Below are 23,077 nucleotides of genomic sequence, written 5' to 3'. Positions count from 1 at the left end.
TATTTCCTCATGGTCAGTCGTGGAAAATAAGTCTTCGCATACGGTACAATAGAGGCACGAATGCAACAGTAAGGGGGTGCCTCTTATTTCAAAGAAGAGATTAATACTATCACGGTTGATCGGCGCTGCAGCGCTATTGTTACTGCTGACCGGATTAGCTCTTATCCTGTTTCCCAAGTGGAACGAATACAATGAACAGCAAAGAGAGCTTCGCTTGCTTACCGAATGGGACAATCTCCCTCAGGATATCATTCCTGTGTCCTCAACATCAGAGAGCGATCCGGCCGCCGGGAAGAAGAAGCTCCAACCGAAAGTCATAGATGGTCTGCATGTGTACGGCACGATTTCTATAGCGAAAATTGATTTGCGCGAACCTATGGTGGAAGGGGCTACTCCGGCTTCTCTTAAGGTGGGAAGCGGAATTGTGGTGCCTGGACGAATGCCGGGAGAGCTCGGCAACTTCGTATTGGCAAGTCACCGCAGCCTGACCTTCGGCAGGCATTTCAATAGACTGGATGAGTTAACAGCAGGGGATAAGATTCAGCTGGAAACAGCCGAACAAACGTATACCTACACCGTACAGTCGAAATCCGTCGTCGTACCGGAGGATCTGTCCGTTCTGGATCAGAATCCGGATGCACGGGAATTGACATTGATTACTTGCGAACCGATCGATACGGCTACCCATCGACTGATCGTCAAGGCTGTTATGGACAACACGCTGTAATAAGTTTGCAGAAAAAAGCGCCGCCTTCAGTATATGAATGCGGCGCTTTTCATGATTCATGATTCTATTAACTAGCTTTGCGGCGTAAAGAAGTTCTGCGTATAGTAAACTTTCGATGGGCCTCCGAAATATACCCCCACACCAATGCTAGAGAAGCCTCCCAAAATATTGGCGCGATGGCCCTTTGAATTCATCCAGTTCTCATGGACAAAAATCGCGCTAGTCTGCCCGGCTGCTATATTCTCTCCTGCTGACTTATACACGATTCCGTCTGCCTTTATCCGATCGAATGGAGACTTGCCATCTGGATTGTTATGATCGAAAAAGTTTCTCCGTCCCATGTCTCCACTATGCTTGCGCGCTGTTCCGGCAATTTTATCATTCCACTGCAGCGGCTTCTCACCATTGCGGACGCGAACCGCATTTGCAAGATCGAAAACCTGCTGTTCGAAGCTTGTCCGCAATTGCTCGCTAGGCGTACCAAAATAGCCTTTGAATGACAGCTCCACCTCTTCAGAGATAAATTGGACAGCCGTTACTGTACCGCGCTGATTCAAATCATAGAACACGGTTGCATACGCATTGCCAACCTTGTGCAGGCTGTATTTCCCACCGTTGTCCCTGTAATGATAGATCGTATTTCCTTTTTTAATACTGCTAAGCGACGTCCCAAAGGCTGCTGCAACTTCCTGCTTCGTCGCACCGAATCCAATGCCGCCATAGCTTCCCTTTGCATTTGTGTATAGGGCCACAACCTCATGATTGCGTACACCTACCTGTACATACTGCTTATAATCCTGATTGTAAATATACCACTGAAAGCCATATTCACTAAGGTCTTTGCGAGCAGGTTGGCCCAATCGCTCAATAAGTTGCTTCTCGCTCATGCCCATCGAAATGCCTTGGACATTGATTGCTGCTGTCTGAGGCGCATTCACTTTTTCCAAGGAAGGGGTCCCGCTTCCGCTCAGCTTATCTGCTGCATAGAGGGCAGGCTGAGAAATGAACATCCCGAACAGCATTGATGCGCTAACCAGCAGCGTTATTCGTTGCTTCCTGCAAGCTAGCCATAGTTTATTTTGTTGTTGAATCGTTGCGTTGTTGTCTTTTGTTGCTGTACAACGTGTCCGCATCCTTACCATCTCCCATTCTTTGACGTTGTCCGCTCGAATGAGATGAACACCAGGGGCGCTTCTTCATACGTACAAAAAAGCGCCACCCTAATGGCGGCGCACTTAAATAGACGCTCATATTGCAATTAGGGCAACCCGGCTGTCATCGCATTGTGTAAATGCATTAGACCCGTGGCTTTGCGTCCCCTGCTTTCGCTAGGGTTTGCCATTATCCAAATGTAACAGTTATATGTCTATGGTAACATGCAACTAAATGGCTTGTACACATCTGATTCATAAAGATCCCTTGATTCGTCAAAAAAGTGACATTAGCCGTCTTTGTTCTAGATTCTGAACAAATATTGAAATTGCTGAAACACAGACTTTTAAACGAATCTTACACCAACTGCCGGCTTCTTTTTAATCTTCATCACTTAGGCTGAACTTTGTCATTCGTCAGTTTGACAGCTTGAATGCCGGTCATATTTCAAGCCCGCTAACAGGAACTATCGACATGGACAAGACTGTCATGGGACATTCCTTCGGGGGCGCAACTGCCTTCAACGTGCTGAACATAAATGGTCGCGTAAGCGCAGCTGTTAATATGGATGGCTCCCTCTATGAGCTGGACATGAATCCACTTAGCAGCAAGCCCGCCATGTTCCTGAAGGCCGATAAACTCGCTGAAATGAAGGAACAGCAGCGTAAAGGAATCGGGGGACACCTTCTAAAGGGTGCCAACAATGAGTTCCCCGAAGTAACGTGTCATTAATCGTACGAAAGCAAACCGGGAGGGCAACTTTGCTTCCCGGTTTCGTGATGATACAGATTACACGGCTTTTATTTGCACCTGTATTGCTAACGCTGCCAACGCAAATAACCGGCCATAAGGCCGGCTATTTTGAATAAATCAGCTATCTTCAAGTAAATACATTTATATCATAAGCATAAATAATGGCTGTTTTTTCTCGTAACTAGAATTTAGGATTTTAACGGAATCACATTTTTGTCAATCTGCGCCTTGGATGCTTCCCCAATGAGCCCTAATCTCCACAATGCCGTTCCCTTCAACTGATAGCGTTTAGCTAGTCCAATCACGCTGCTAATCGTCTTCTCATTCTCACTCCAAGTGGAAATGCCTAATATCAGCTTCTCCTTCGGCACTTCCTTCAGAGCAAGCTTAATTGCCTCATTCACCTTGTCCAACGGCTCCGGAACTTTCCCTCTCGTATATTCATACGCCATAATAATGAGATCATCCGCCGCTGTCGAAAGTGTCTTGTAGTCGTATCCTTTATAAGCTCCATTCAACGGATGAAGCGCCAGAGACAGCTTGATGTTCGCTGCTTTGGCCTGTTTGGACAAGCCGATAACGAACTCATTATAGTCCCGCTTCGCTTTTTCGATATCGCCAGACAGACCCAAACCTTCGAAGTCGAGCACAATACCGGAAAATCCCTTGTCTGCGACAAGCTTCATAATGTCTTCAATCGCCTTGTCTCGCAGCGCCGCATCTTCAAGCATTTTCGTCAGCTCATTTTTCCTGTCAGTCGAAAATACCATCAAATACGGACTCGTTCCATCCTGCTTGGCCTTATCCAATATACTCTCAGGAGTGATATCCCCTGCAGCTTGAGGCCAGTTGTACTCGGAACCGCTTGTTGTAATCGTCCCATCGTCCTGAAGCCGTGCCCAGCCAAATGCAACCGAGTCAAATTGAGGAATGTACTGACGCTCGCCGAAGGATTTCAGCGCATAGAAAGCCAAGCTGTACATCTTCTTCGGCGGGGATTGAAGTGCAACAACCCGACTCTTCTGATCCCAAGATACTTGTGCACCGAACTGCTTGCTAAAGAAGCTAAGGGGAATATACGTGGTGCCTGCTCGTGAAAATGGCGCCGCTGCCAATTCTACCTCTTTTCCGCTGACCTTAGCTTTCTTCTGATTTAATTGAAGAACTACTACCTTTTTCCCCTCAGCAGTCGCTTGATTCGCTGTTACTGTCTTACTCTTGGCATTCCACAATACCTCAATATTAAGCGCCTCAGCAATGCCACGGAACGGAACCATCGTGCTTCCCTGTACAATGACGGGTTCAGCAGCAAACTCAAGCGGATAACCATCCAGCATAATTTTGGTTTTCGTCGAAGCCTGGCTATTTCCTGCCGCCGCTGCTGCAACCTCTGACTGCTGCGGGAACAGCAGTGTAGAAGCTACCAGCATAGACATCAACGAACTGATAAGTAATTTCTTTTTCATGAAGCTCCCTCTTTCCCTGCAAAATGACAAGATGGTGATCGAAAATGATTATCTCTATCACTCTCTCATCTCCCTTAATAATAACTCATTTTTTCATAGAAAGCCTGTTTTTCCTATATTTATGTACACGCCACAATCAGGTAAAATCTACCTCCTTGACGTACATACCAGCAATGGGCATGATTCGCACAGCACGAGAATACATATGTAATGTACAAGTTATTAACCAATGTACCAATTCCAAGTAGAAGGAGTGATTGCGTCTTGTCACAGATTCAGATCAGTCCTAAGGTAGAAGCATTCTTGCAAGGCACGAAAAAGCTGTTCATCAACGGGGAATGGGTGGAAGCCGCACAAAATAACGTATTCTCCTCTCTTAATCCTGCAACGGGAGAAGTTCTTGCTGTCGTGGCTGAAGCGCGGGAAGAGGATGTCGATAGAGCCGTTCGAGCGGCCCGCGACGCCTTCGATCATGGACAATGGTCGCGTCTAAGCGGAGCAGATCGCAGCCGCCTCATTTACAAGCTGGCAGACTTAATTGAAGCGAACAAGCAAGAACTCGCGCAGCTAGAAACGCTGGACAACGGCAAGCCGCTGCGTGAAACACTTGCTGCCGATCTCCCGCTTACGATTGAGCATTTCCGTTACTACGCGGGATGGGCGACTAAAATCGTTGGACAAACGATTCCAACCGCAGGCAACTTCCTCACCTATACAAGACATGAGCCTGTCGGCGTCGTCGGCCAAATCATCCCGTGGAATTTCCCGCTGCTGATGGCTGCTTGGAAGCTGGGCGCTGCCCTGGCTACCGGCTGCACCGTCGTTCTAAAGCCTGCTGAGCAAACGCCGCTGTCTGCTCTATACCTCGCGCAGCTGATTCAAGAAGCTGGATTCCCGCCAGGCGTCGTGAACGTTATTCCAGGCTTTGGGGAAACCGCCGGCGCACCGCTTGTCCAGCATAACCTCGTCGATAAGATCGCCTTCACAGGCTCAACCGTTGTAGGAAAATCCATAATGCGCGAATCTGCCAACACCTTAAAAAAGGTGACACTTGAGCTTGGAGGAAAATCGCCGAATATTATTTTGCCTGACGCTGATTTGTCGCGCGCCGTGCCGGGAGCACTTCGCGGCATTACCTTCAACCAGGGACAAGTATGCTCTGCCGGCTCGCGCCTCTTCGTGCAGAAAAAGCTCTATGACAACGTCGTTGCCGATCTCGCTTCCGAAGCGAAACGAATTCGTGTAGGTGCCGGCTTGGATCTCGAGACGGAAATGGGGCCGCTCGTATCCTCTGAGCAGCATGAGGTTGTCCGGCGCTATATCGAAGCAGGCAGGGCAGCCGGCGCCGAATTAGTGACGGGCGGATCAGTCCCTTACAATCAAGGTTACTTCGTCGAGCCTACCGTCTTTGCACAGGTCGATCCGAAAATGACGATTGCCCGCGAAGAAATTTTCGGTCCAGTTGTGGCCGCACTGCCTTATGATACACTGGATGACTTGATTGAACAGGCCAATCAATCAGACTATGGGCTGGCAGCCGGCGTATGGACACAGGATTTGAAGAGTGCCCATTACATCGCAAGCAAGCTCAGAGCAGGCACGGTATGGGTGAACTGTTACAACGTATTCGATGCAGCCGCTCCGTTCGGCGGCTACAAGCAGTCCGGCATCGGACGCGAAATGGGTTCCTACGCCCTAGACAATTACACCGAAGTAAAGACTGTATGGGTTAATCTCGACTAATTCGCCACTGCAAACATCGTCGGATATAGCCCATATTCCATTTTCCAGCAGCATATCAAGAGATAGAGCCGGTTCTTGGGGAGCCGGCTCTTTTGTATCTTCGTTGATCAAGCAAGTTAGCCATCGTCTTGCTATTTCTTGATATCTCGATCCTTCGAATTCAGATTTTGTTCAGCCTTATATGTTCTAATAGAAGTATCGAGTAAGACTATGATTGCTGGAGGAATACGAACATGCTATTATCCATCATTCAACAAGAAGCACTTGAGCAAGCACGTAAGCATGGCGGACGGCTCATTCGCTGGAGTGGAGGATGTTGGACATTTCAAGGTGCCGCTATAATCGAAGGGGCTTCTGGCAGTAAAGCAATCCCCGAATGGCATTGTACCACTAATACGATCTTTGCATTAGTGCGGCGCGGATACATACTGATGGAAGATTGGAAAAGCTGCACACTTGTCGAATCTCTTCCCAGCTTGAAGTCTATTAATATGCGGGATATGCTGGAACATAAGCACCTGAACTTTTAAACCGCCGTTTTTTATTTGCGAAGTCTTCTTCATATTCTTACGTAGATATTCCGAGTATTCTTCCTTCTGCATGTTCAGTATAGAAATAGAATGGGGGCTATCTTGACAATGGGACTGCATGCCATAATTGTTGATGATGAGCGACTCGCTCTAAAGAAAATGGAAAAGCTGCTTACCGAACAAATCGGACGAAATAAAATCGAGCGAATCATCACCTGCTCCAACCCCTGTGATGCAATCGATATCGCTCAGCATGAGTCGCTTCACGTCGCATTCTTAGATATAGAAATGCCTGAGATTAATGGATTCGAACTAGCAGAACGTCTGCTGCAAATCCATCCCCAGCTTCATATTATATTTGTTACTGCCTATCAAGAGTATGCGGTCAAAGCATTTGAGCTCAATGCACTTGATTACTTATTAAAGCCCGTGCATCACAATCGGCTTGCCTTAACATTGCAGCGGCTCACGCTGTCCAATCCCCCTGCTGGGGAACGTACTGCTGCCAGTGTAAATACTCCCAAACCAACACTATGCTGCCTGCAAAGCCTCCACTATGTGAATGCAGCAGGAACCGCACAGCGCTTCCCATGGAAAACACTGAAGGCTCAAGAACTGTTCGCATACCTGCTCTATTACCGAGAGAAGACCGTGAATAAGCAAATACTAATGGATTTGCTCTGGCCGAAGTATGATACGGAACGCGCCACGACGCAACTGCATACCGCTATTTATCAGATCCGGAAAATGATCAAGTCCGCAGAGCTTGATTTAGAAGTGAAGTATAAGGACGATGGATATCGTCTGGCTTGGGGTGCGCTAAAGCTTGATGTAGAAGAATGGGAATGCTCTGTACGTGAGGCACCTCCCTTGGATGCGGATAACTTGCCCCGGCATCTTGCCATTATGAATGCATACGCTGGTGATTATTTAGAAGAGCACCGCTATGCATGGGCTGAGTATGAATGGGAACGTATCCGTACCATTTGGCTGAATCATACGGAAGCAATCGCTCAATATTACGTATCTCAAGGTCAGCACTCAGAGGCCATACTGATCTATCGCCAAATAATAGACAAATTCCCTCACATGGAGCATGGCTACTTCGCACTGATGAACATTTATGCGTCATTGCATCATGCGTCTGAAGTACGCAAGCAGTTCAATCTCCTGACTTGCAAGCTGGAAGAAGAGTATGATGCAGCTCCCAGCAAGGAAATTGTAGATTGGTATAAGCATTGGCTAAGGGGAGCGTTTACGTCTAACGAATCCGCCATCTAGCAAGCTTGATCGAGTATTTGATAGATTTCTTTATCGTCCCGATGATTTATCGGGACTTTTTATGTTTCTCCAGCTTATAGGCAATTAGGATTCATTTCCTTATCGATGCATAAACACCCACTTTTCCTCCTTTTTTGCTTTTCTCCATAAAAAAGTGAAATTAAATCTGTTTAACATCCCATTTTGCTGGGTAATTTCACATGTCAGAAAACACTTTCTGAAAGTTTCATGAAGTTTGACAAAACTGAATCATTTAGTAGAAAATAATTCAGTTGCAAAAAATTTAAAAAATAGGAGATTCTAAGCATGAACTACCTTAGAAAGACATTATACGGTCTTTTCATAGTCGCTATTATGTTGAATCTTGTTCTGCCTCCCACGCTTGTTCAAGCGTATGATGGGTTGCCGAATACATTCTTCAATACCGGAGATCGTAATGTCGCAAGCGTAACCGACCTCACCTATGGCAAGGATCCTAACAGTGGAAAAGATCCTAGCAGCGTGACGAAGGTTACCTACGGAGCAATTACGGACAATATCCTTGCTTCTGTATCCATAACAGATGCGAAGGGGAATAATATTTCGTCTATTCGTCCAAATCTAAATGAATACGTGAAGATAGACTATACTTGGAAGCTTCCAGCCGGTCACCATTACGGCGCTGGCTCAACCTTCACATTTCAGCTTCCAGACAAGTTCCAGTTGTCCGCTCCGATTACAAATCAACCTTTGAATAAAGGCGGAATCGAATACGGTACCTTTGATATTACACCGAATGGACAAGTAACGTTTACATTCAATGATGAAATTGAGGATGGCCAGGAGCTAGTCGGCGATTTCTTTGTATGGAGATATTTTGACGAGAAAAAGTTTGAAGGCGGAACCCAGCAAGAAATCATCTTTGATATTCAAGGGGACTCCAGCTTCGAAATCCCTATTCATTTCAACAAAAACCCAAACAGCAAAGAAATCACGAAGCGCGGAACGGCCAATCGCACAATCAATCCTACGGAAATTGAGTGGGTTGTGGACTTCAATACGAGCGAAGGCAATATGAACAACGCTGTCTTTACCGATATGCTGCCAGACGGCTTGGAAATCGATATGAGCTCTATTACGGTACATAAGCTTGACGTTCAATTGAATGGAACCGTTAAGGAAGCCGAGAAAGTTGCTTACCTACCAGTCCGCGAAGCCAATGGCTTCAAAATCGAGCTGGGCAATATACATAATGCCTATCGCGTGAAATACAACACCAAGATTACCAAGACAGAAGATAAGCGCTATACCAATGCTGTTCAGATCACTGGAGACAATCATAAGCCACTAACGATTTCTTCGAATGTGGATGTAAGATTCAGCAAGCCGCTAGAGAAACAATCTACTGGCTATGCGTCATCTACGCAAACGATCAATTGGAAAATTGAATATAATTACAACGAGCGTGAAATCGAACAAGCGAATGCTTGGATTGCCGATGTTTTTGACACGTCCGTTCAAGAATTAAACGAGGATTCATTCGTCGTAAACGAAATGTCTATTGACGATAACGGATACGCAACTGTTGTCAGAAAAGTAGGCAAAGATGAATATACAGTTGTAAAAACAACCGACGGATTTAAGCTTCAATTCAAAGATAAAGTAATGAAAGCTTATTCCATCGAGTATTCGACGAAATCCATTAACCGAGTTTATGAGAATGGAACAATTAAAAACAAAGTCACGATTCACGACAACACCTCCAAGGAGGCGTCAAGGGACATTTACCCTGTCATCTTCTTCAAGGGGCATGAACGTATTGACTATGCCAAGAAAACAATCGATTGGTATCTCAGCTTGAATCAAGACAACAAGGTGATGGAAAATATCACCATTGAAGATACATTCAAGACGAACGGCTTAACTATAAACCAGCAGAGCCTCGAGGATAGCTTAAAGGCTGCTGGATTTACCAAAGATAAAGATTATACGATAAATTATGTAGCAGATCCTACAAATACCCGCTATCATAGCGGATTTACGATTACATTTAAAACGAACATTACTTCGAGTCTAGTCATTCGGTATCAGACTGCATTCGATCCAGTTCTAAATAACGCTAGCTACACAAATGGCGCAACCCTGAATTGGAAAGAAAACAATAAAGATATGAAGCCTATCTATAAAGAAGATACCGTAACTCCGGATGGCTATACGAAGAACAATGGGAATAAAACAGGTAAATATGATGCCCGCTCAAAGGAAATTACGTGGACGATTGATATCAACTACAACCTTCATCACATCGGGCAAGCTGTGCTTCGCGACTTCTATACAGGCGAGCAGACATTTGTTGACGGCTCCTTGACTGTGCGCGAATTGATCTTGTCAGGCGGCGCGAATGGAGTTCAAGAAGGCAGCACCATAAACGATTATACAATCGAAAAGAAAACTGAAAATAATAAATCGGGCTTCGAATTAACGTTCAACAACCCAATCAACAAGGCTTACCGGATTACGTATAAGACAAGCCTTAAAAATCAATCTGTCGTCAAGACCTACAGCAACGGTGCTACGTTGGAGGATAAATCTACTTCCAAAAAAGTGTTCGACGGCAAGGCTTCCGTGACACCGAAATACGGCGATGAATATGTATCCAAAACGGGTGTCCAAGGTAAAGGGGAAAAGTCGGACATCGCGTTCTGGACCGTCAACATTAACCGCAGCCAATCGCATATCAAGGCCGGTTCTGTTCTAACGGATACGCTGTCAAGCAGCCAAAAGCTTGTGCCAGAGTCGATTAAGCTGTACAAAACGACCGTGTCACAGAATGGAACCTTGACTAAGGCTTCCACTCCAATGGATTTGGAACAAATCGCGGAATGGAAGACCAAGGGCAACAAACTTACTCTTACCTTCAAGACAGAGCTAGATAAAGCTTACGTATTAGAGTATCAATCCTTTATCGATGCCGATAATGGCGAGAATGTAAGCAATAAGGTATCCTTTGAAGGCCAATCCTCCGGAACGGTGAACGGCAACGGATCATCAAGCATCAAAGTTGAATTCGCGGGAGCCGGAGGCGGAGCAAGCACCTCCAGCCGCGGTAAGTTGAAAGTCCAAAAAGTCGATACTGCTACAGCAGCGCTGCTGGAAGGCGCGAAATTCGGGCTGTACGATAAATCGGGAACAATCCTGCTGCAAGAGGCTGAGACAGACAAGGACGGAATCGCGACATTTACCGATTTGCGATTTAGACAATACAAAGTTAAAGAGATGGCCCCTCCTCCAGGCTACTTGCTGCCGCAAAAACCGGAGCAGGTCATCACTCTGAGCAAGGATGGTCAGGTCGTCACAATTAAGAACACCAAAATCGTAAGGGATTATGAGCTCACGAAGGTAGATGCTGAAAATAGATCCAAGCTCCTTGAAGGCGCTGTGTTCAAGCTTCAGCGTTTTGATGGGGTCGGATATGCAGATGTTGTTGGATATACGAACCTTCCTACGAAAAAGAACGGTAAGCTAAAGCTTACGGATCTTCCGCCAGGTCAATATAAGCTGGTGGAGGTTCAAGCTCCTGCCGGCTATAAGCAGGAAGATAAGGAAATTCCATTTACAATTGATGAAAATCAAATCGTGCAAAAAACGGGTACCGTGACAAACAATCGAATTAAAGGCTCTGTTGAACTGACAAAGGTTGATGACAACAAACCTGCTTCTCCTCTTGCCGGAGCGGAGTTCGAGCTTCAAGATAGGAAAACGGGTAAAGTCGTACGCAACAAACTGATTACCGGCATAGACGGTAAGGTGAGCGCGGGCAATTTGGATATCGGAAGCTATCAATTTGTGGAGAAGGCAGCACCTAAGGGGTACAAGCTCAATGCGACTCCACTGAAATTTGATATTATAGATTCGACCAAGATCGAACTCACATTCAAAAATGAAAAGTTTCCAGGTTCCTTAAAGCTCTTGAAGATTGAAACCGGTAAGACTGATAAAAGACTTAAAGGGGCTCAATTCCGCCTGCTCGATGAGAACCAACAGCCGCTACTCGATAAGGACGGAAAACCTTTCTCGATTCAGACTACTGATAAGAATGGACTTATTCTCATTCCGAATCTGAAGGCAGGCACTTACTATATCGAAGAGATTAAGGCTCCGACTGGCTATCTCATTGATAAGAAATTGACGATGTTCACCATTACGAGTGAACAAGAAACATTTGTTACTGTCGAAAATTCACGCGAACCCATTCCAGGTTCCTTGAAGCTCTTGAAGATTGAAACTGGCAAGGCTGATAAAGGACTCGAAGGCGCTCAATTCCGCCTGCTCGATGAGAACCAACAGCCGCTACTCGATAAGGACGGCAAGTCTTTCCCGATTCAAACGACAGATAAGGATGGTCTCATTATCATTCCTGATCTGAAGGCGGGCACTTACTATATCGAAGAGATTAAGGCTCCGGATGGCTATCTTATTGATAAGAAGTTGACGATGTTCACCATTGCGAGTGAACAAGAAGCACTTGTTACTATCGAGAATGCTCTAAAGCCAATCGAGCCGATCGATCAAGAACAACCAATTGATCCAAAGCCTCATGTCGATGAGGAGAAGCCGAAGGAACCGACAAGTAATGAAAATGAGAAACCTATAAAACCTGAGGAACCAAGTCAGCCAGAGAAGCCTGAAGATAACAGTATCCCAGGCCATATCATTGACGGCTCCGATAAAGAACCTGGCCAAGAAACGGGCAAGGAAACAGGCGACAAGCCTAATAAGGAAACGGACACAGGCAATCAACCTGATGATAAACCCGGCAATAATGAGGATTCCGGCAAAAAACCAGGAAACAATTCGGATAACGATTCGGGCAGTACCAAAGGTGATAATCCAAGCAGCAACAACGGCTCAAAAGACAAGTCAAAAGATAAAGAAACATCTGACAAAGTAAAAGATAAGAGCGTCAGCGATCAAATCAACACTCGCGAACCAAACCGGAAACAGGATAAACCCGGCAAGGTTCTCCCGAAAACAGGTGAAGACAGCCCGCTGCCTATGCAGCTTGCTGGTCTGGCGCTTGTGATGCTAGGCTCTGTATTATTCGCCATTCGTAAGAAATGGATGAAATCATAATAGCAAGTAATGAGACAAGAGGCCTGCTGAGTTTATCAGCAGGCCTCTTTATTTCCTCGACTAACATGGCCCTAACACACCTTAACAACCACTTTCTATTATTTCATAACCTCTTAACTGAATACGGCGCGGAGATGAATGATCTCATTCTACACAGAGAGGAGTTGATATTTACTCCATTTTCGAGTAAAGTAATAACTGTGCATACTGTGTATTCAATAAATACACAGTATGCACAGTTTCGAGCAAAGAGGGTATTTCATGAACATTATTATTAAGAACGTATCCGATGTTCCCTTATATCAACAGATCAAGGATCAAATTAAGGATGCGATCCTGCGCGGCGACCTGAAAGAAGGCGAACTGCTTCCCTCCATTCGCTCGCTTGCAAACGACTTGCATGTCAGCGTGCTGACGACAAAACGAGTATACGCCGAATTGGAGGGAGAAGGGTTTATCATGACGAGAGCCGGTAAGGGCTCGTATGTGGCGCCAGAGAGCCAAGAGCTGCTGGCAGAATCCAAACGGCATCTTGTGGAATCAAAGCTGGCTGAAGCATGGGAACTGTCCCGAACACTAGGCATTCCTAAGGAAGAACTAAACGCAATGATGGAACTGCTATTTGTAGAGGAGGAAGAGCAATGAGCCATTTGGAAGTTAAGAATCTAAATGTCCAATTTGAACACTTTCGTCTAAATAATATTAGCTTTGCCCTGCAAGAAGGCTGTATTACCGGCTTCATTGGCACAAATGGTTCTGGCAAAACGACAACCATTAAAGCAATTTTAGGACTCATTCAAAAGGACGGCGGCAACGTATCGTTTTTAGGCAAAGAAATGGACAAGCACGAGCGCGAGCTGAAAAATCGCATCGGCATCGTATTTGATGAAGGCTATTTTTATGATGAAATGACGCTGTCGGAAATGAAGAGCATCCTAGCTCCAGCCTACACCAACTGGGATGAGTCCGTGTTCCAACGTTATATCCAGCGCTTTAACCTGAAGCTTAATCAGAAAATATCTACCTTATCCAAAGGTATGCGCATGAAATACGCCATAGCGCTCGCGATGTCGCATCATGCAGATCTGCTCATTATGGATGAGCCTACAAGCGGCCTCGATCCACTCGTCCGAAGCGAACTGATGGAGCTTCTATTGGAATTCATGAACGAGGAAGGAAAGAGTGTATTTTTTTCCACACATATTACGTCTGACTTGGAGAAAATCGCTGACACACTCCTGATGATTGATCAAGGGGACATCCTATTTCACGCGGGTAAGGATGAGCTCCTGGATTCGCATGCACTTGTGAAGGGAGACAAAAAGCTGCTCAATGAACAGACGGAACCGCTCTTCTTATCCCTGCAAGTAACTGCATATGGATTCGAAGGGATAACCCGCAACATTCAAGAGGTTCGACAGCTCATGGGCAATGTGCATATGGAGAAGCCGTCCATCGAGGCAATTATGCTGGCTTATATAGGAGGACATCGACATGCTCATTAATCTTGTCAAAAAGGATCTCATTCTTGCGAAGAAGTATTTGCTGTTCATGCTGCTGTTCGCCGCTATCGGGCCGCTCTTCCTATCCTATCGGATGCAGCTGCATGACAGTGGAAGCATCAGCTTTCTAGTCACTGTACTCTTTATGGAATTTATCTTATTCAATTCGGTATCAGTTTCAGAGGAGAAATATAAAGGAGCTTCGCTTCTGTGCGCCACTCCTTATACGCGCAACGCTTTAGTGCAAGCAAAGTATCTGCTTATCTGCACCATATTTGTGATTGCTTTCGTTATTTATACGATTGCGTCTCTTGTCGTACCGCAGGTCTTGAGCCGTTTGAGCCTGTCGGGCATAGGAACCGCCTTGTTATTCATCAGCTTGTACTTCGGCGTGTTTATTCCGATGCAATATAAGTACGGTTATGAGAGAACGAAGTTCGTGTCCATGATGGTGGTCTTTGTAACGCCATTTATCGTTCCTGTAGTGATGAAATGGTACCAATCCCGACCTGCTTCGCTTTCATTCACGCTTCCTTTGCCGCAGGAAATTCAACAATGGATTCCATGCATCCTTGCATTTGTGATCGGTATTGTGTCGATGAAAATATCCATGCGTATTTATGCAGGGAAAAACTTATAAATAGCACCTGTACATTTCATAGAACGGCTAATAAAGAAGGGCTGCCTGCAGATCAATGAAGATGACCCTCTGGCAGCCCAGTTATCAACTACTAGTCACTTGTATCTGCAAGAGATTACTTCACAATAACAAAGGATACACTTGTCCCTTCATTCACCTTGCTCCGAATTAGGAGACCTGTACCATACAGCTGCTTCAATCGCCGATCCGTGTTGAGCAGCCCAATCCCCCGCTTCTCAATGCCGTGGAATTCAAGCAGGCTGTCTACCCGCTGAGCATCCATGCCTACACCGTCATCACGTATTTCTACCTGGACACACTGGCCATCCTGTACGATCCGAATCCATACCGTTCCTCCACGAGCTCGGCTGAGCACTCCGTGTCGAATCGCATTCTCGACTAAAGGCTGAATGGTCAGTGGCGGAATCATAGCCTGAATGCTATAATTCAGTTCCCATACGACTTGGATTCTATCTTCGAAACGAGCGTGCTCAATGAATAAGTAGGAACGAACGAGATCTAGCTCATGTTCGATTGGGACAAGCTTGGACGAGTTTAAAAAATCAAAGCTGATTCGCAAATAAGAGCTGAATGCCTCGATGAGATCATTCATCTTGTTCGTATCAAAATCGCTGAGCGCCGTAATCGTGTTCAATGTATTGAACAGGAAGTGCGGTTGAATCTGTGCCTGCAAGTAAGCCGCCTCCATACGAAGGCGTTCATTTACCGCCCGCTTCAGTTCTGTCAGCGCGTGCACACGCGATCGTAATTCCATCGCATCAACCGGCTTCGTCACATAGTCATTCGCACCGGCCATAAATCCCGAGTGTATGTCCTCAGCATTGCTTCTAGCCGTTAAAATCAAAATTGGTAGCTCCAAAATGGAGAATCGCTCGCGAATAAGCCGCGTCAGCTCATACCCTGACATATGCGGCATCATGACGTCGGAGATGATCAAATCCCACTGGGCTGTATCCAACTTGCTTAAGGCCTCCTTGCCGCTCGTCGCCCTCACAACCTCATATTGATCGGCGGACAAGATGTCCCCGAGTATTTTTAAATTCACGCGATCATCATCGACAATCAATATCATTGGTTTATACAGAGTGGAGGCCGTCTGCTGTTGCACCACATGAAGCTCGTCAGAGATCATGTTCATATCTCTTGCAGCCTGAGTAGACACAATAGCCTCGACCGGGTTCTCCTCCTGCACAAGCGGAATTGTGCCCGGTTCGGCCAATTGCAGGGTGAAGGAAAATACGGATCCCTTCCCAAGTTGCGATTCCACCTCCAATACTCCGCCATGCAGCTGCACCATTTGTTCACAAATGCGAAGTCCAAGTCCGATTCCCCCGGCACTTGCAGTTGTATCTGCAGTTCCTTGTTCATAAGCATGGAATGCCCGCTCCTGCAATTCCTTAGTCATGCCAATGCCTGTGTCAGCAACAGAGATATAGGCCAGTCCCTCCCGAACCTCTGCGGAAATCGTTATTGAACCCTCATCCGTGAACTTGATTGCATTATGCACAAGATTGGACAACACTTGAACTAATCGCTTCTCGTCCGCTATAACAGGCGGAAATGTCTCTGGTATCGCCATAACCAGTTGGATCGGCTTGCCCTCCATCATGAAGCGGAGCATGTCCAGCACGCCAGACACCGCCGATTGCACACGAAGCGGAGAACACTGCAAAATGACTTTGCCTTCCCGTAGCTGCGCCAAGTCAAGTAAATCATTGATTGTATGCGACATGCGACGGCTGATCGTAATAAGCAGCTCCATATCTTCCCTGCTCTTCTCATCCATCCGCTGCTTTTCGCGTGCGACGACGGACTGCGCAATGTTAATGACGCCGTGCAGCGGCGTACGCAATTCATGCGACGTGTTTGCCAAAAATAGATCCTTCTTCTCATCAGCCTCCCTCAGTTGCTCGTATAATCTTGCATTCTCTTCAGCATTGCGAAAATACCTTTTGAACCAATACGCCGAAAATCCAACGATCGAGGCGATGATGTTGATCGGATAGTAAATCATATTTTTCGTTCCATTATAAATAAAAATGCTCCAGGTAATCCCTGACATGACACTGACAGCCGCAAGCAGTAAAATATAGGCTTCCCTACGATTTTGATAGACCATCTGCACAATCAGGGATGATAACCAAATAATTGGGAAGAGATAAAGCACGCTGAAAATCTTATAGGCCGTCGTGAAGAAAATATACGGTGCAGGGGCAACAAGCACAAAAATTGTAAACAAGACTAAGAAGCCCATATATCCGTAGAACAGCTTTCCGCGCCGTGTAAATTCGGAAAAGTTCCTTCCCATAATCATCATAAAGCAGGCATGCCACAAATAAGCAAGAATCTTGATTCGAAGCGCCCAGGTATAATTGATTGGAAGCCATAGCAGCAGGATAGAGTCATTGTCAGCTATGACCAATATGCCTGTCATTGTCATTAATAACCCGAATATAATAAACGTCTTCTCTCTCGGATTAAAGCAAAACAAAATGACGGCATATAGGCCGTGCAGCATCAAAATAATAAAGGTAACTAATTGAAACCCGATGGAATACCAGCGTTGAAATTCAACCGCCGCCTGCGTTCCGAATCGTATAGAACGGGCGATGCCCCCTTTAAAGGGATCATCAAAGTTGGAGACCTGAAGCAGAACCTCGATAGCGCCTTGTCCCTCTGCCTTAATCTCGTGGGAAACGGTAAAGGATGCCCGCTCGGGTCGATACAACTCTTTATTGGTGGATACTACCCCCAATTCCGCTTCGATCTGCCCATTGGTCAGAAAGACGGTGGCGGCTTGAATTTCTCTGATCCAAAAAGTGTAGGGCTGATTTACCGGCTGATCGACCAATACGCGAAGCCGGTACGTCCCATAACCATATGAATTGCTTTTATGCTGCCGCCAACCCTCTCTCCAATCCCCTGGAACCTGCACATAGCTGGATTGGCCTTGGAATTGACGAATCTCATCTTCATTAGATATCAATGCATCCGGATAAAACTCCCACTGCCCATCCAAATATACAGTATGCTTGTTGTCCAGCTTCATCCCGCGCAAATCAGCTACCCCTTTAGTTACCCTGACATGCTGTGATGATTCCAAGGTTATAAGCCACGTTACGTGGATACCGGCAAGCAGAAGCACGAACAATAACGTACTCACGATAATTCGTTTTTTGTTCATCATAATATGGGGTGTCGACAGCAAGCGCCCCTTCCCTGCCCCCTTCAATCGCTATCTTTCGCCAATCTCTGCAATGATAAAGGCGAAGGACATTACCCTTGCTTTATCTACCGTACCTGCTAATCTTCATTTGATATTCGATTACGATCGCACGTATACATCTCAAAAACTTCCTTGTTGTCGATATACACCTTGAAGGTGGCGGCTGTCTCCTATTGTGCTGCCAGCTTACTTGTAGCAGTGAATGACCAGAAGTCTTAGCTCCCTCCGATTGGAATATAGGCTTGTCCTATTTACACACGAATTCTATGTCCACTCTATTGGATCATGATTGCTTGACATTCTCGCACTACATGGGTATTCATCCATATTTGTCCATAATCTCTACCATTCTATAGCAACAGTCAGAATTGCACAACGGACATAATGGCGAACGACGGCAGGAGAGCTTCCCAATCCAGCTTGACTTTTTGCCGCCGCCTGCCTTCAGAAACTATGCCCCTCTGCCCGGGTAAATGTATGTCTTTGTACCGATTTTCGCAGAGATACTCCATCCATCATGATCTGTAACAGCAGCTGTGATTGAATTGCTTCTGCCATACTGCAATTGCCGCAGAGCATCAAAATCCGGATTTACAACCTCATTGGAGAGATAGGCGGAAATCTTGCTGCCCGGCTTCCGCGCTTTATTTAACGCGGTAATCATGCCCTGCGATGAGGTGATGCCGATGCCATGCCCGTAATAGAGATCATTGCCTAGCTTCACTACATTTTCCCCTTGCCATTCCGGCGTACGCGGATTATAATCGGGATTCTTAAAATAGAGAATATCCCCTACATAGGCCTCTGCGAGATTGGGATTTGAAACGAGGCGCAGGTTGCGGTCGTAATTCCAATCCCACAGCAATAAATCTTGAAAGTAACGATTAAACACTGCCTCTCCAAGCGTGTCAATTACCGCCTTATAGAGCACAATGACAATCGCGGTCGCACATTCGAAAGCATACTGATCTCCATTATGAAAAATATCGTTGATTGCAGTCGATGGCATGACACCGCTTCGTAATTGAAAGCCTCCCCTGTCCGTACGTATCCAGTACCTTTTATTGCATCTGGAATCATCAAATCCAGCAAAGTCAGCCCCACTGTTATGCAGCGCCTTCGCTGCTTTGACAATATTGGAGCGCATCTTCAACTCAAATTTCAAGTCGTCCAGAGAATTGTAGGAGTACACGACAGGGCTCTTCTGCTTCGCTGCAAGCACACTTCTCTCCAGCTCCGTTAATCCCAATGCAGCAAGTTGCCCCGAATTAACACCTGCAATCTCGATCATCTTATCTCCCCCTACGACCTACTGATTATCGAACGCTTTGCGGGAATGGGAACCCATGAAGCGGATCATACTTCTGACTAATTGCTTGTAAGCATGCAGCGTTGCGTCCAAGGTAAGCTTTTTCGTAGTTTCTTAATTTACTTTTCATGTGGGTCCCTTTTAACAACAGGTAACATGATCCCTGTTACCTCTTCTGAATGGTGATTACATTTTACGGTGCGCCCGCTCAATACTAACTTTGGATGCCCCTACAGTTAACCCTCCAGCCTCCGATTGTCATCGTATCTGTGACTCCCTGATTGCAAAAAAAGACATTCACCTACTGTACTCTATGCATACTCTTCCGCACACGTTCATGCAGAAATGAGAGTCGAATGGAGACAGCACATAAATCATTTTCACAAAATTATAGAAGGCGAGACATCTTCTACAATGTGGAAATTAAAGCGTTTATCGGCTACAATAGTGGTTAATATCTTGGCCAGTGTTCACCCCTATTTCTGTTCTTCTACTTTCCCAGATCACTCCAACCACACGACATCCGAATCCCTTATAGTGAAAAAGCTCTATTCAATTATCCCGACGGATCTTCTCGACTGTCTCATTCCGGTATAAGAGCGTGTAAGATACCGCCGTTTAGCATACACCACACCGTTACCCACTTCATATGAAAGGAGGGGTCGCTGCTTTCTGCATATACAGAATGTGTGATTACGAAACGAATATGTACCATCATTGGAGGAGGAATATTGATGAATTTTGGAATGCAGTATGGAAGTAGATTCTATTTGCATGTCAAATGGTTCGCAGGCGATCTTGAGTGGACTCCGCAACCAATAGGCAAGGTAATTACCCCCGCCTTCTTATTCTGGTTCAGCTTCACGCTTGTCGTATTGTTGCTTGTTTCCCGGTATAACGCAGCCTTGGATCATATTTCGGCGGTTCGGAAGGTACATTCTTTTCTCAATAAGTTAAAACGTTTTCATCTTTTGATCATGCGTGTCGGTCTCGTAATTGCACTGCTGCTTCAACTTATTACCGGGGCTTATTTGGCTCCTACCTTTCAAATTGAGACATGGTGGATCTATGCGCTGCTTATTATCGCGATACTTGGCCTGCTTCATCGCGCAACCCTCGCAGTAAGCGGCCTAGCGATTGGTATCCTATATGTGATAGCACTGACGGATTACGGAATGTTCCATGTGCTAGACTACATGTTCTATCTCGGTGTCATCTATTTTTTGCTTGTGGCGAACACGAGATGGAAGCGTACTGGTATACCCATTCTCTATGTATGGACCGGATTGTCCCTTGCTTGGCTCGCAATGGAGAAGCTAACACTTGCGAAGCTGGCCTGCTCGCTCATGCATGAGTACGGCATTCCGTCACTGGGCTTTACTGTGGAGGATTTCGTACTCATTAGTGCCTTTATCGAGCTTGGATTAGCCTGGGCCTTCATTGTCGGCATTATGAATCGCTTTACGGCGCTGCTGCTGACTGGATTATTTCTGCTTACTACAACGGTGTTCGGCTTCACTGAAATCGTCGGCCATATGGTCATGCATACGATTCTGCTAATCTTCCTCATCGTCGGACGAAACGACATATTTTCTATCCTGCATACTCGACGTCCTCCCAAGCTGCGCAGCTTCTTTGTGGTACTTCATTTCTCCATTATGATATTCAGCATGATGACCTTATACATATGGATGGGTCAGCCTCGCAGCGGTTTTTCCGTTCCTCTCCCAATGCCACAAGCAGTGCAAGCGAGTAAAATACCGGCATTCTGCCCAATCAAATGACATAGCAAAGAGCATTCCATAAACCTCGTATATAATGTCGACCTAAAGTAAAAGCGTTATAACTTATTGACCGCTGGTGCCTACACGTTAATAAATGTATTCTTGCTAAAGAAATAAAAAAGACACCATTCAGGTGTCTTTTTTCATGATGCTGCATCGTATTGTGTCTTGATTATCCTTCCAAATCCACGTTATGGTACACTTGCTGAACATCATCAAGGTCTTCAAGCGCGTCAATCAGTTTCTCGAATTGTACCTTTTGATCCTCTTCCAGCGTGACTTCAGTCTGAGGCAGCATTGTAATTTCAGCTACACTGAATTCGCTGATGCCTTCATTCTTCAGCGCCTGCTGTACAACATGGAATTGATCAGGCTCAGCATAGATAATTACGGCTTCGTCCTCTTCCAAAATATCGCGCGCATCCACATCTGCGTTCATCAGGATCTCCAGTACATCGTCCGCGCTCTTGCCTTCCAGACCGATTACGGCTGTAGGACTGAACATGTATGTTACGGAGCCGCTTACTCCAAGGCTGCCGCCATTTTTGTTAAATGCAGCACGAACCTCGGAAGCGGTACGATTCACGTTATTTGTCAATGCATCCACGATGATCATGGAGCCGCTTGGACCAAAGCCCTCATAGCGAAGCTCGTCATAGTTCTCATCGGAGCCGCCTTTTGCTTTCTCAATTGCGCGATCAATGATCGCCTTTGGTACATTGTATGTTTTGGCACGTTCCACAACAAATCGTAATGTTTGGTTCAGCTCAGGATCAGGCTCGCCTGACTTCGCTGCAACGTAGATCTCTCTGCCGAAACGCGCATATATACGACTCGTATTCGTGTCCTTAGATGCTTTTTTCTCCTTAATATTGTTCCATTTACGCCCCATACTGTATCTCGCTCTCTTTCCGCATAAAGTATGCATACTCCTAATAATTATATCTTTTCAGGGGAACTTGGGCAAATATGAAAACTTTTGATTTTCAATTCTTAGCTAGTTATACGGGCTTATTTTACGTCAAAATTCGAACATTTCGAGGACCTAGAGGCCCCTTTCACTATGCCCAATCGTACAAAGGTGTAAAAAACAGAAAGCTGTGATAAAATACTGTAATTGCACCCGCTATTTTGTTAGGGAGGTTTAGTGAATCACCATGCTCATTATCGGTATCACCGGAGGCACCGGATCCGGCAAAACAACGGTTGCCAAGTCCGTCATTGACCGTCTTGGTTCAGAAAAGGTTACATTCATTTCCCAAGACAACTACTACAAAGATCATTCTCACCTCAGCATGGCTGAACGCGAAGTGATCAACTTCGACCACCCCCTCGTGTTCGACAACGAGTTGCTGATTGAGCATGTAAATTTGCTCAAGGAAGGCAAGACTGCATATGCACCGGTATACGACTTTACGATTCATGCCCGTTCCAAGGATGAAACGGTAGAGCTGAAGCCGAACAATATCATCATCATCGAAGGGCTCCATGTGCTGTTCGATGAAAATTTGCGTCATTTGCTCGATATTAAGGTATTCGTAGATACTGATCCTGACGTGCGTATCCTGCGCCGTGTACTTCGCGATATTGAAGAGCGCGGTCGGACGATTCATTCGGTATACAATCAATATTTGACCTCGGTCAAGCCTATGCACGAAGCATTTATCGAACCTTCTAAAAAGTACGCTGACTTGATTATCCCTGAAGGCGGCCAGAACGAAGTAGGCATTCACATGCTGTCTGTGCTGACAGAAAAGTATTTGACGAGCGAGTGGAATTCATGAGAAAAAGCCGATCAAGTGACAGACCTGTGTCTGCCATTCGATCGGCT

17 protein-coding genes and 1 riboswitch are annotated in these 23,077 nt (G+C 45.8%); of the genes, 11 read left to right on the top strand and 6 right to left on the bottom strand.

Annotation, left to right across the window (positions count from 1 at the left end; translation table 11 throughout):
- Window positions 1-76: 76 nt before the first annotated feature.
- Window positions 77-727 carry a class D sortase gene (locus NO352_RS23085; protein ID WP_289356862.1) on the top strand — a complete coding sequence of 217 codons (651 nt, stop codon included), beginning with the start codon at window positions 77-79 and terminating at the stop codon, window positions 725-727.
- A 71-nt stretch (window positions 728-798) separates the two neighbouring features.
- Here NO352_RS23085 and NO352_RS23080 read toward each other — a convergent pair whose 3' ends face one another.
- Entirely contained in the window at window positions 799-1,860 is a 1,062-nt protein-coding gene (locus tag NO352_RS23080; RefSeq protein WP_289356860.1) for a CAP domain-containing protein, read from the bottom strand.
- Between the two features lie 126 nt (window positions 1,861-1,986).
- Window positions 1,987-2,077, bottom strand: a riboswitch (cyclic di-GMP riboswitch).
- Between the two features lie 231 nt (window positions 2,078-2,308).
- Here NO352_RS23080 and NO352_RS23075 point away from each other — a divergent pair.
- The gene (locus tag NO352_RS23075) at window positions 2,309-2,611 is read left to right on the top strand and encodes an alpha/beta hydrolase (RefSeq protein ID WP_262866398.1); all 303 of its coding nucleotides are present in this window, start codon (window positions 2,309-2,311) and stop codon (window positions 2,609-2,611) included.
- Window positions 2,612-2,820: 209 nt separating this feature from the next.
- Here NO352_RS23075 and NO352_RS23070 read toward each other — a convergent pair whose 3' ends face one another.
- On the bottom strand, window positions 2,821-4,098 hold the full coding sequence (locus tag NO352_RS23070; protein WP_163980001.1) for a stalk domain-containing protein: 1,278 nt from the start codon (window positions 4,096-4,098) through the stop codon (window positions 2,821-2,823).
- A 264-nt stretch (window positions 4,099-4,362) separates the two neighbouring features.
- Between NO352_RS23070 and NO352_RS23065 the strand changes: the two genes are divergently transcribed.
- The 7 genes from NO352_RS23065 to NO352_RS23035 all read left to right on the top strand — a co-directional run bounded on the left by NO352_RS23065 (window position 4,363) and on the right by NO352_RS23035 (window position 14,906).
- The gene (locus tag NO352_RS23065; protein ID WP_262866399.1) at window positions 4,363-5,841 is read left to right on the top strand and encodes an aldehyde dehydrogenase family protein; all 1,479 of its coding nucleotides are present in this window, start codon (window positions 4,363-4,365) and stop codon (window positions 5,839-5,841) included.
- A 233-nt stretch (window positions 5,842-6,074) separates the two neighbouring features.
- Window positions 6,075-6,371 carry a hypothetical protein gene (locus tag NO352_RS23060; RefSeq protein WP_005543703.1) on the top strand — a complete coding sequence of 99 codons (297 nt, stop codon included), beginning with the start codon at window positions 6,075-6,077 and terminating at the stop codon, window positions 6,369-6,371.
- Window positions 6,372-6,479: 108 nt separating this feature from the next.
- Window positions 6,480-7,652, top strand: coding sequence for a response regulator (locus tag NO352_RS23055; RefSeq protein ID WP_289356999.1), 1,173 nt, complete (start codon window positions 6,480-6,482; stop codon window positions 7,650-7,652).
- Window positions 7,653-7,958: 306 nt separating this feature from the next.
- Window positions 7,959-12,764, top strand: a complete 4,806-nt coding sequence (locus tag NO352_RS23050; protein WP_289356859.1) for a SpaA isopeptide-forming pilin-related protein — start codon at window positions 7,959-7,961, stop codon at window positions 12,762-12,764.
- Between the two features lie 261 nt (window positions 12,765-13,025).
- A complete protein-coding gene (locus NO352_RS23045) occupies window positions 13,026-13,409 on the top strand; it encodes a GntR family transcriptional regulator (protein ID WP_289356858.1) in 384 nt (127 codons plus the stop codon).
- Window positions 13,406-14,269: an ABC transporter ATP-binding protein gene (locus tag NO352_RS23040; protein WP_005543709.1), complete on the top strand. Its 864-nt coding sequence runs from the start codon at window positions 13,406-13,408 to the stop codon at window positions 14,267-14,269. Before NO352_RS23045 ends, NO352_RS23040 begins: the two co-directional genes overlap by 4 nt.
- A complete protein-coding gene (locus tag NO352_RS23035; protein WP_005543711.1) occupies window positions 14,259-14,906 on the top strand; it encodes an ABC-2 transporter permease in 648 nt (215 codons plus the stop codon). Before NO352_RS23040 ends, NO352_RS23035 begins: the two co-directional genes overlap by 11 nt.
- Before the next feature lie 115 nt (window positions 14,907-15,021).
- On the opposite strand, the gene NO352_RS23030 is transcribed toward NO352_RS23035, so the two are convergent.
- The 3 genes from NO352_RS23030 to NO352_RS25225 form a co-directional block, all read right to left on the bottom strand.
- Window positions 15,022-18,135: an ATP-binding protein gene (locus tag NO352_RS23030; protein WP_353961278.1), complete on the bottom strand. Its 3,114-nt coding sequence runs from the start codon at window positions 18,133-18,135 to the stop codon at window positions 15,022-15,024.
- Between the two features lie 469 nt (window positions 18,136-18,604).
- Window positions 18,605-19,444 (bottom strand): protein-glutamine gamma-glutamyltransferase, encoded by an 840-nt coding sequence (locus NO352_RS23025; RefSeq protein WP_289356856.1) that lies wholly within the window; start codon window positions 19,442-19,444, stop codon window positions 18,605-18,607.
- Window positions 19,445-19,469: 25 nt separating this feature from the next.
- Window positions 19,470-19,592, bottom strand: coding sequence for a BBE domain-containing protein (locus NO352_RS25225; RefSeq protein ID WP_081505666.1), 123 nt, complete (start codon window positions 19,590-19,592; stop codon window positions 19,470-19,472).
- A gap of 604 nt (window positions 19,593-20,196) precedes the next feature.
- Here NO352_RS25225 and NO352_RS23020 point away from each other — a divergent pair.
- Window positions 20,197-21,246 carry a hypothetical protein gene (locus NO352_RS23020; RefSeq protein WP_289356855.1) on the top strand — a complete coding sequence of 350 codons (1,050 nt, stop codon included), beginning with the start codon at window positions 20,197-20,199 and terminating at the stop codon, window positions 21,244-21,246.
- Between the two features lie 172 nt (window positions 21,247-21,418).
- Here the strand turns inward: NO352_RS23020 and NO352_RS23015 are convergent, their stop codons facing one another.
- The gene (locus tag NO352_RS23015) at window positions 21,419-22,138 is read right to left on the bottom strand and encodes a YebC/PmpR family DNA-binding transcriptional regulator (protein ID WP_005543718.1); all 720 of its coding nucleotides are present in this window, start codon (window positions 22,136-22,138) and stop codon (window positions 21,419-21,421) included.
- 265 nt (window positions 22,139-22,403) lie between these two features.
- Here NO352_RS23015 and udk point away from each other — a divergent pair, with 265 nt between their 5' ends.
- On the top strand, window positions 22,404-23,030 hold the full coding sequence (udk, locus tag NO352_RS23010; protein WP_005543720.1) for a uridine kinase: 627 nt from the start codon (window positions 22,404-22,406) through the stop codon (window positions 23,028-23,030).
- Window positions 23,031-23,077 lie beyond the last annotated feature (47 nt).

It is taken from the genome of Paenibacillus sp. S-12 (assembly GCF_030363895.1).
GTDB classification, from domain to species: domain Bacteria; phylum Bacillota; class Bacilli; order Paenibacillales; family Paenibacillaceae; genus Paenibacillus_B; species Paenibacillus_B alvei.
Note: the sequence above shows the minus strand (reverse complement) of the source record. Positions and strands in the feature narration are given on the sequence as shown.

Bases quoted from the DNA above. Each gene is read 5' to 3' on its own strand.
- NO352_RS23080 (WP_289356860.1), bottom strand. From the start codon at position 1,860: ATGCGGACACGTTGTACAGCAACAAAAGACAACAACGCAACGATTCAA.
- NO352_RS23070 (WP_163980001.1), bottom strand. From the start codon at position 4,098: ATGAAAAAGAAATTACTTATCAGTTCGTTGATGTCTATGCTGGTAGCT.
- NO352_RS23060 (WP_005543703.1), top strand. From the start codon at position 6,075: ATGCTATTATCCATCATTCAACAAGAAGCACTTGAGCAAGCACGTAAG.
- NO352_RS23055 (WP_289356999.1), top strand. From the start codon at position 6,480: ATGGGACTGCATGCCATAATTGTTGATGATGAGCGACTCGCTCTAAAG.
- NO352_RS23050 (WP_289356859.1), top strand. From the start codon at position 7,959: ATGAACTACCTTAGAAAGACATTATACGGTCTTTTCATAGTCGCTATT.
- NO352_RS23045 (WP_289356858.1), top strand. From the start codon at position 13,026: ATGAACATTATTATTAAGAACGTATCCGATGTTCCCTTATATCAACAG.
- NO352_RS23040 (WP_005543709.1), top strand. From the start codon at position 13,406: ATGAGCCATTTGGAAGTTAAGAATCTAAATGTCCAATTTGAACACTTT.
- NO352_RS23035 (WP_005543711.1), top strand. From the start codon at position 14,259: ATGCTCATTAATCTTGTCAAAAAGGATCTCATTCTTGCGAAGAAGTAT.
- NO352_RS23025 (WP_289356856.1), bottom strand. From the start codon at position 19,444: ATGATCGAGATTGCAGGTGTTAATTCGGGGCAACTTGCTGCATTGGGA.
- NO352_RS25225 (WP_081505666.1), bottom strand. From the start codon at position 19,592: ATGAAAAGTAAATTAAGAAACTACGAAAAAGCTTACCTTGGACGCAAC.
- NO352_RS23020 (WP_289356855.1), top strand. From the start codon at position 20,197: ATGAATTTTGGAATGCAGTATGGAAGTAGATTCTATTTGCATGTCAAA.
- NO352_RS23015 (WP_005543718.1), bottom strand. From the start codon at position 22,138: ATGGGGCGTAAATGGAACAATATTAAGGAGAAAAAAGCATCTAAGGAC.
- udk (WP_005543720.1), top strand. From the start codon at position 22,404: ATGCTCATTATCGGTATCACCGGAGGCACCGGATCCGGCAAAACAACG.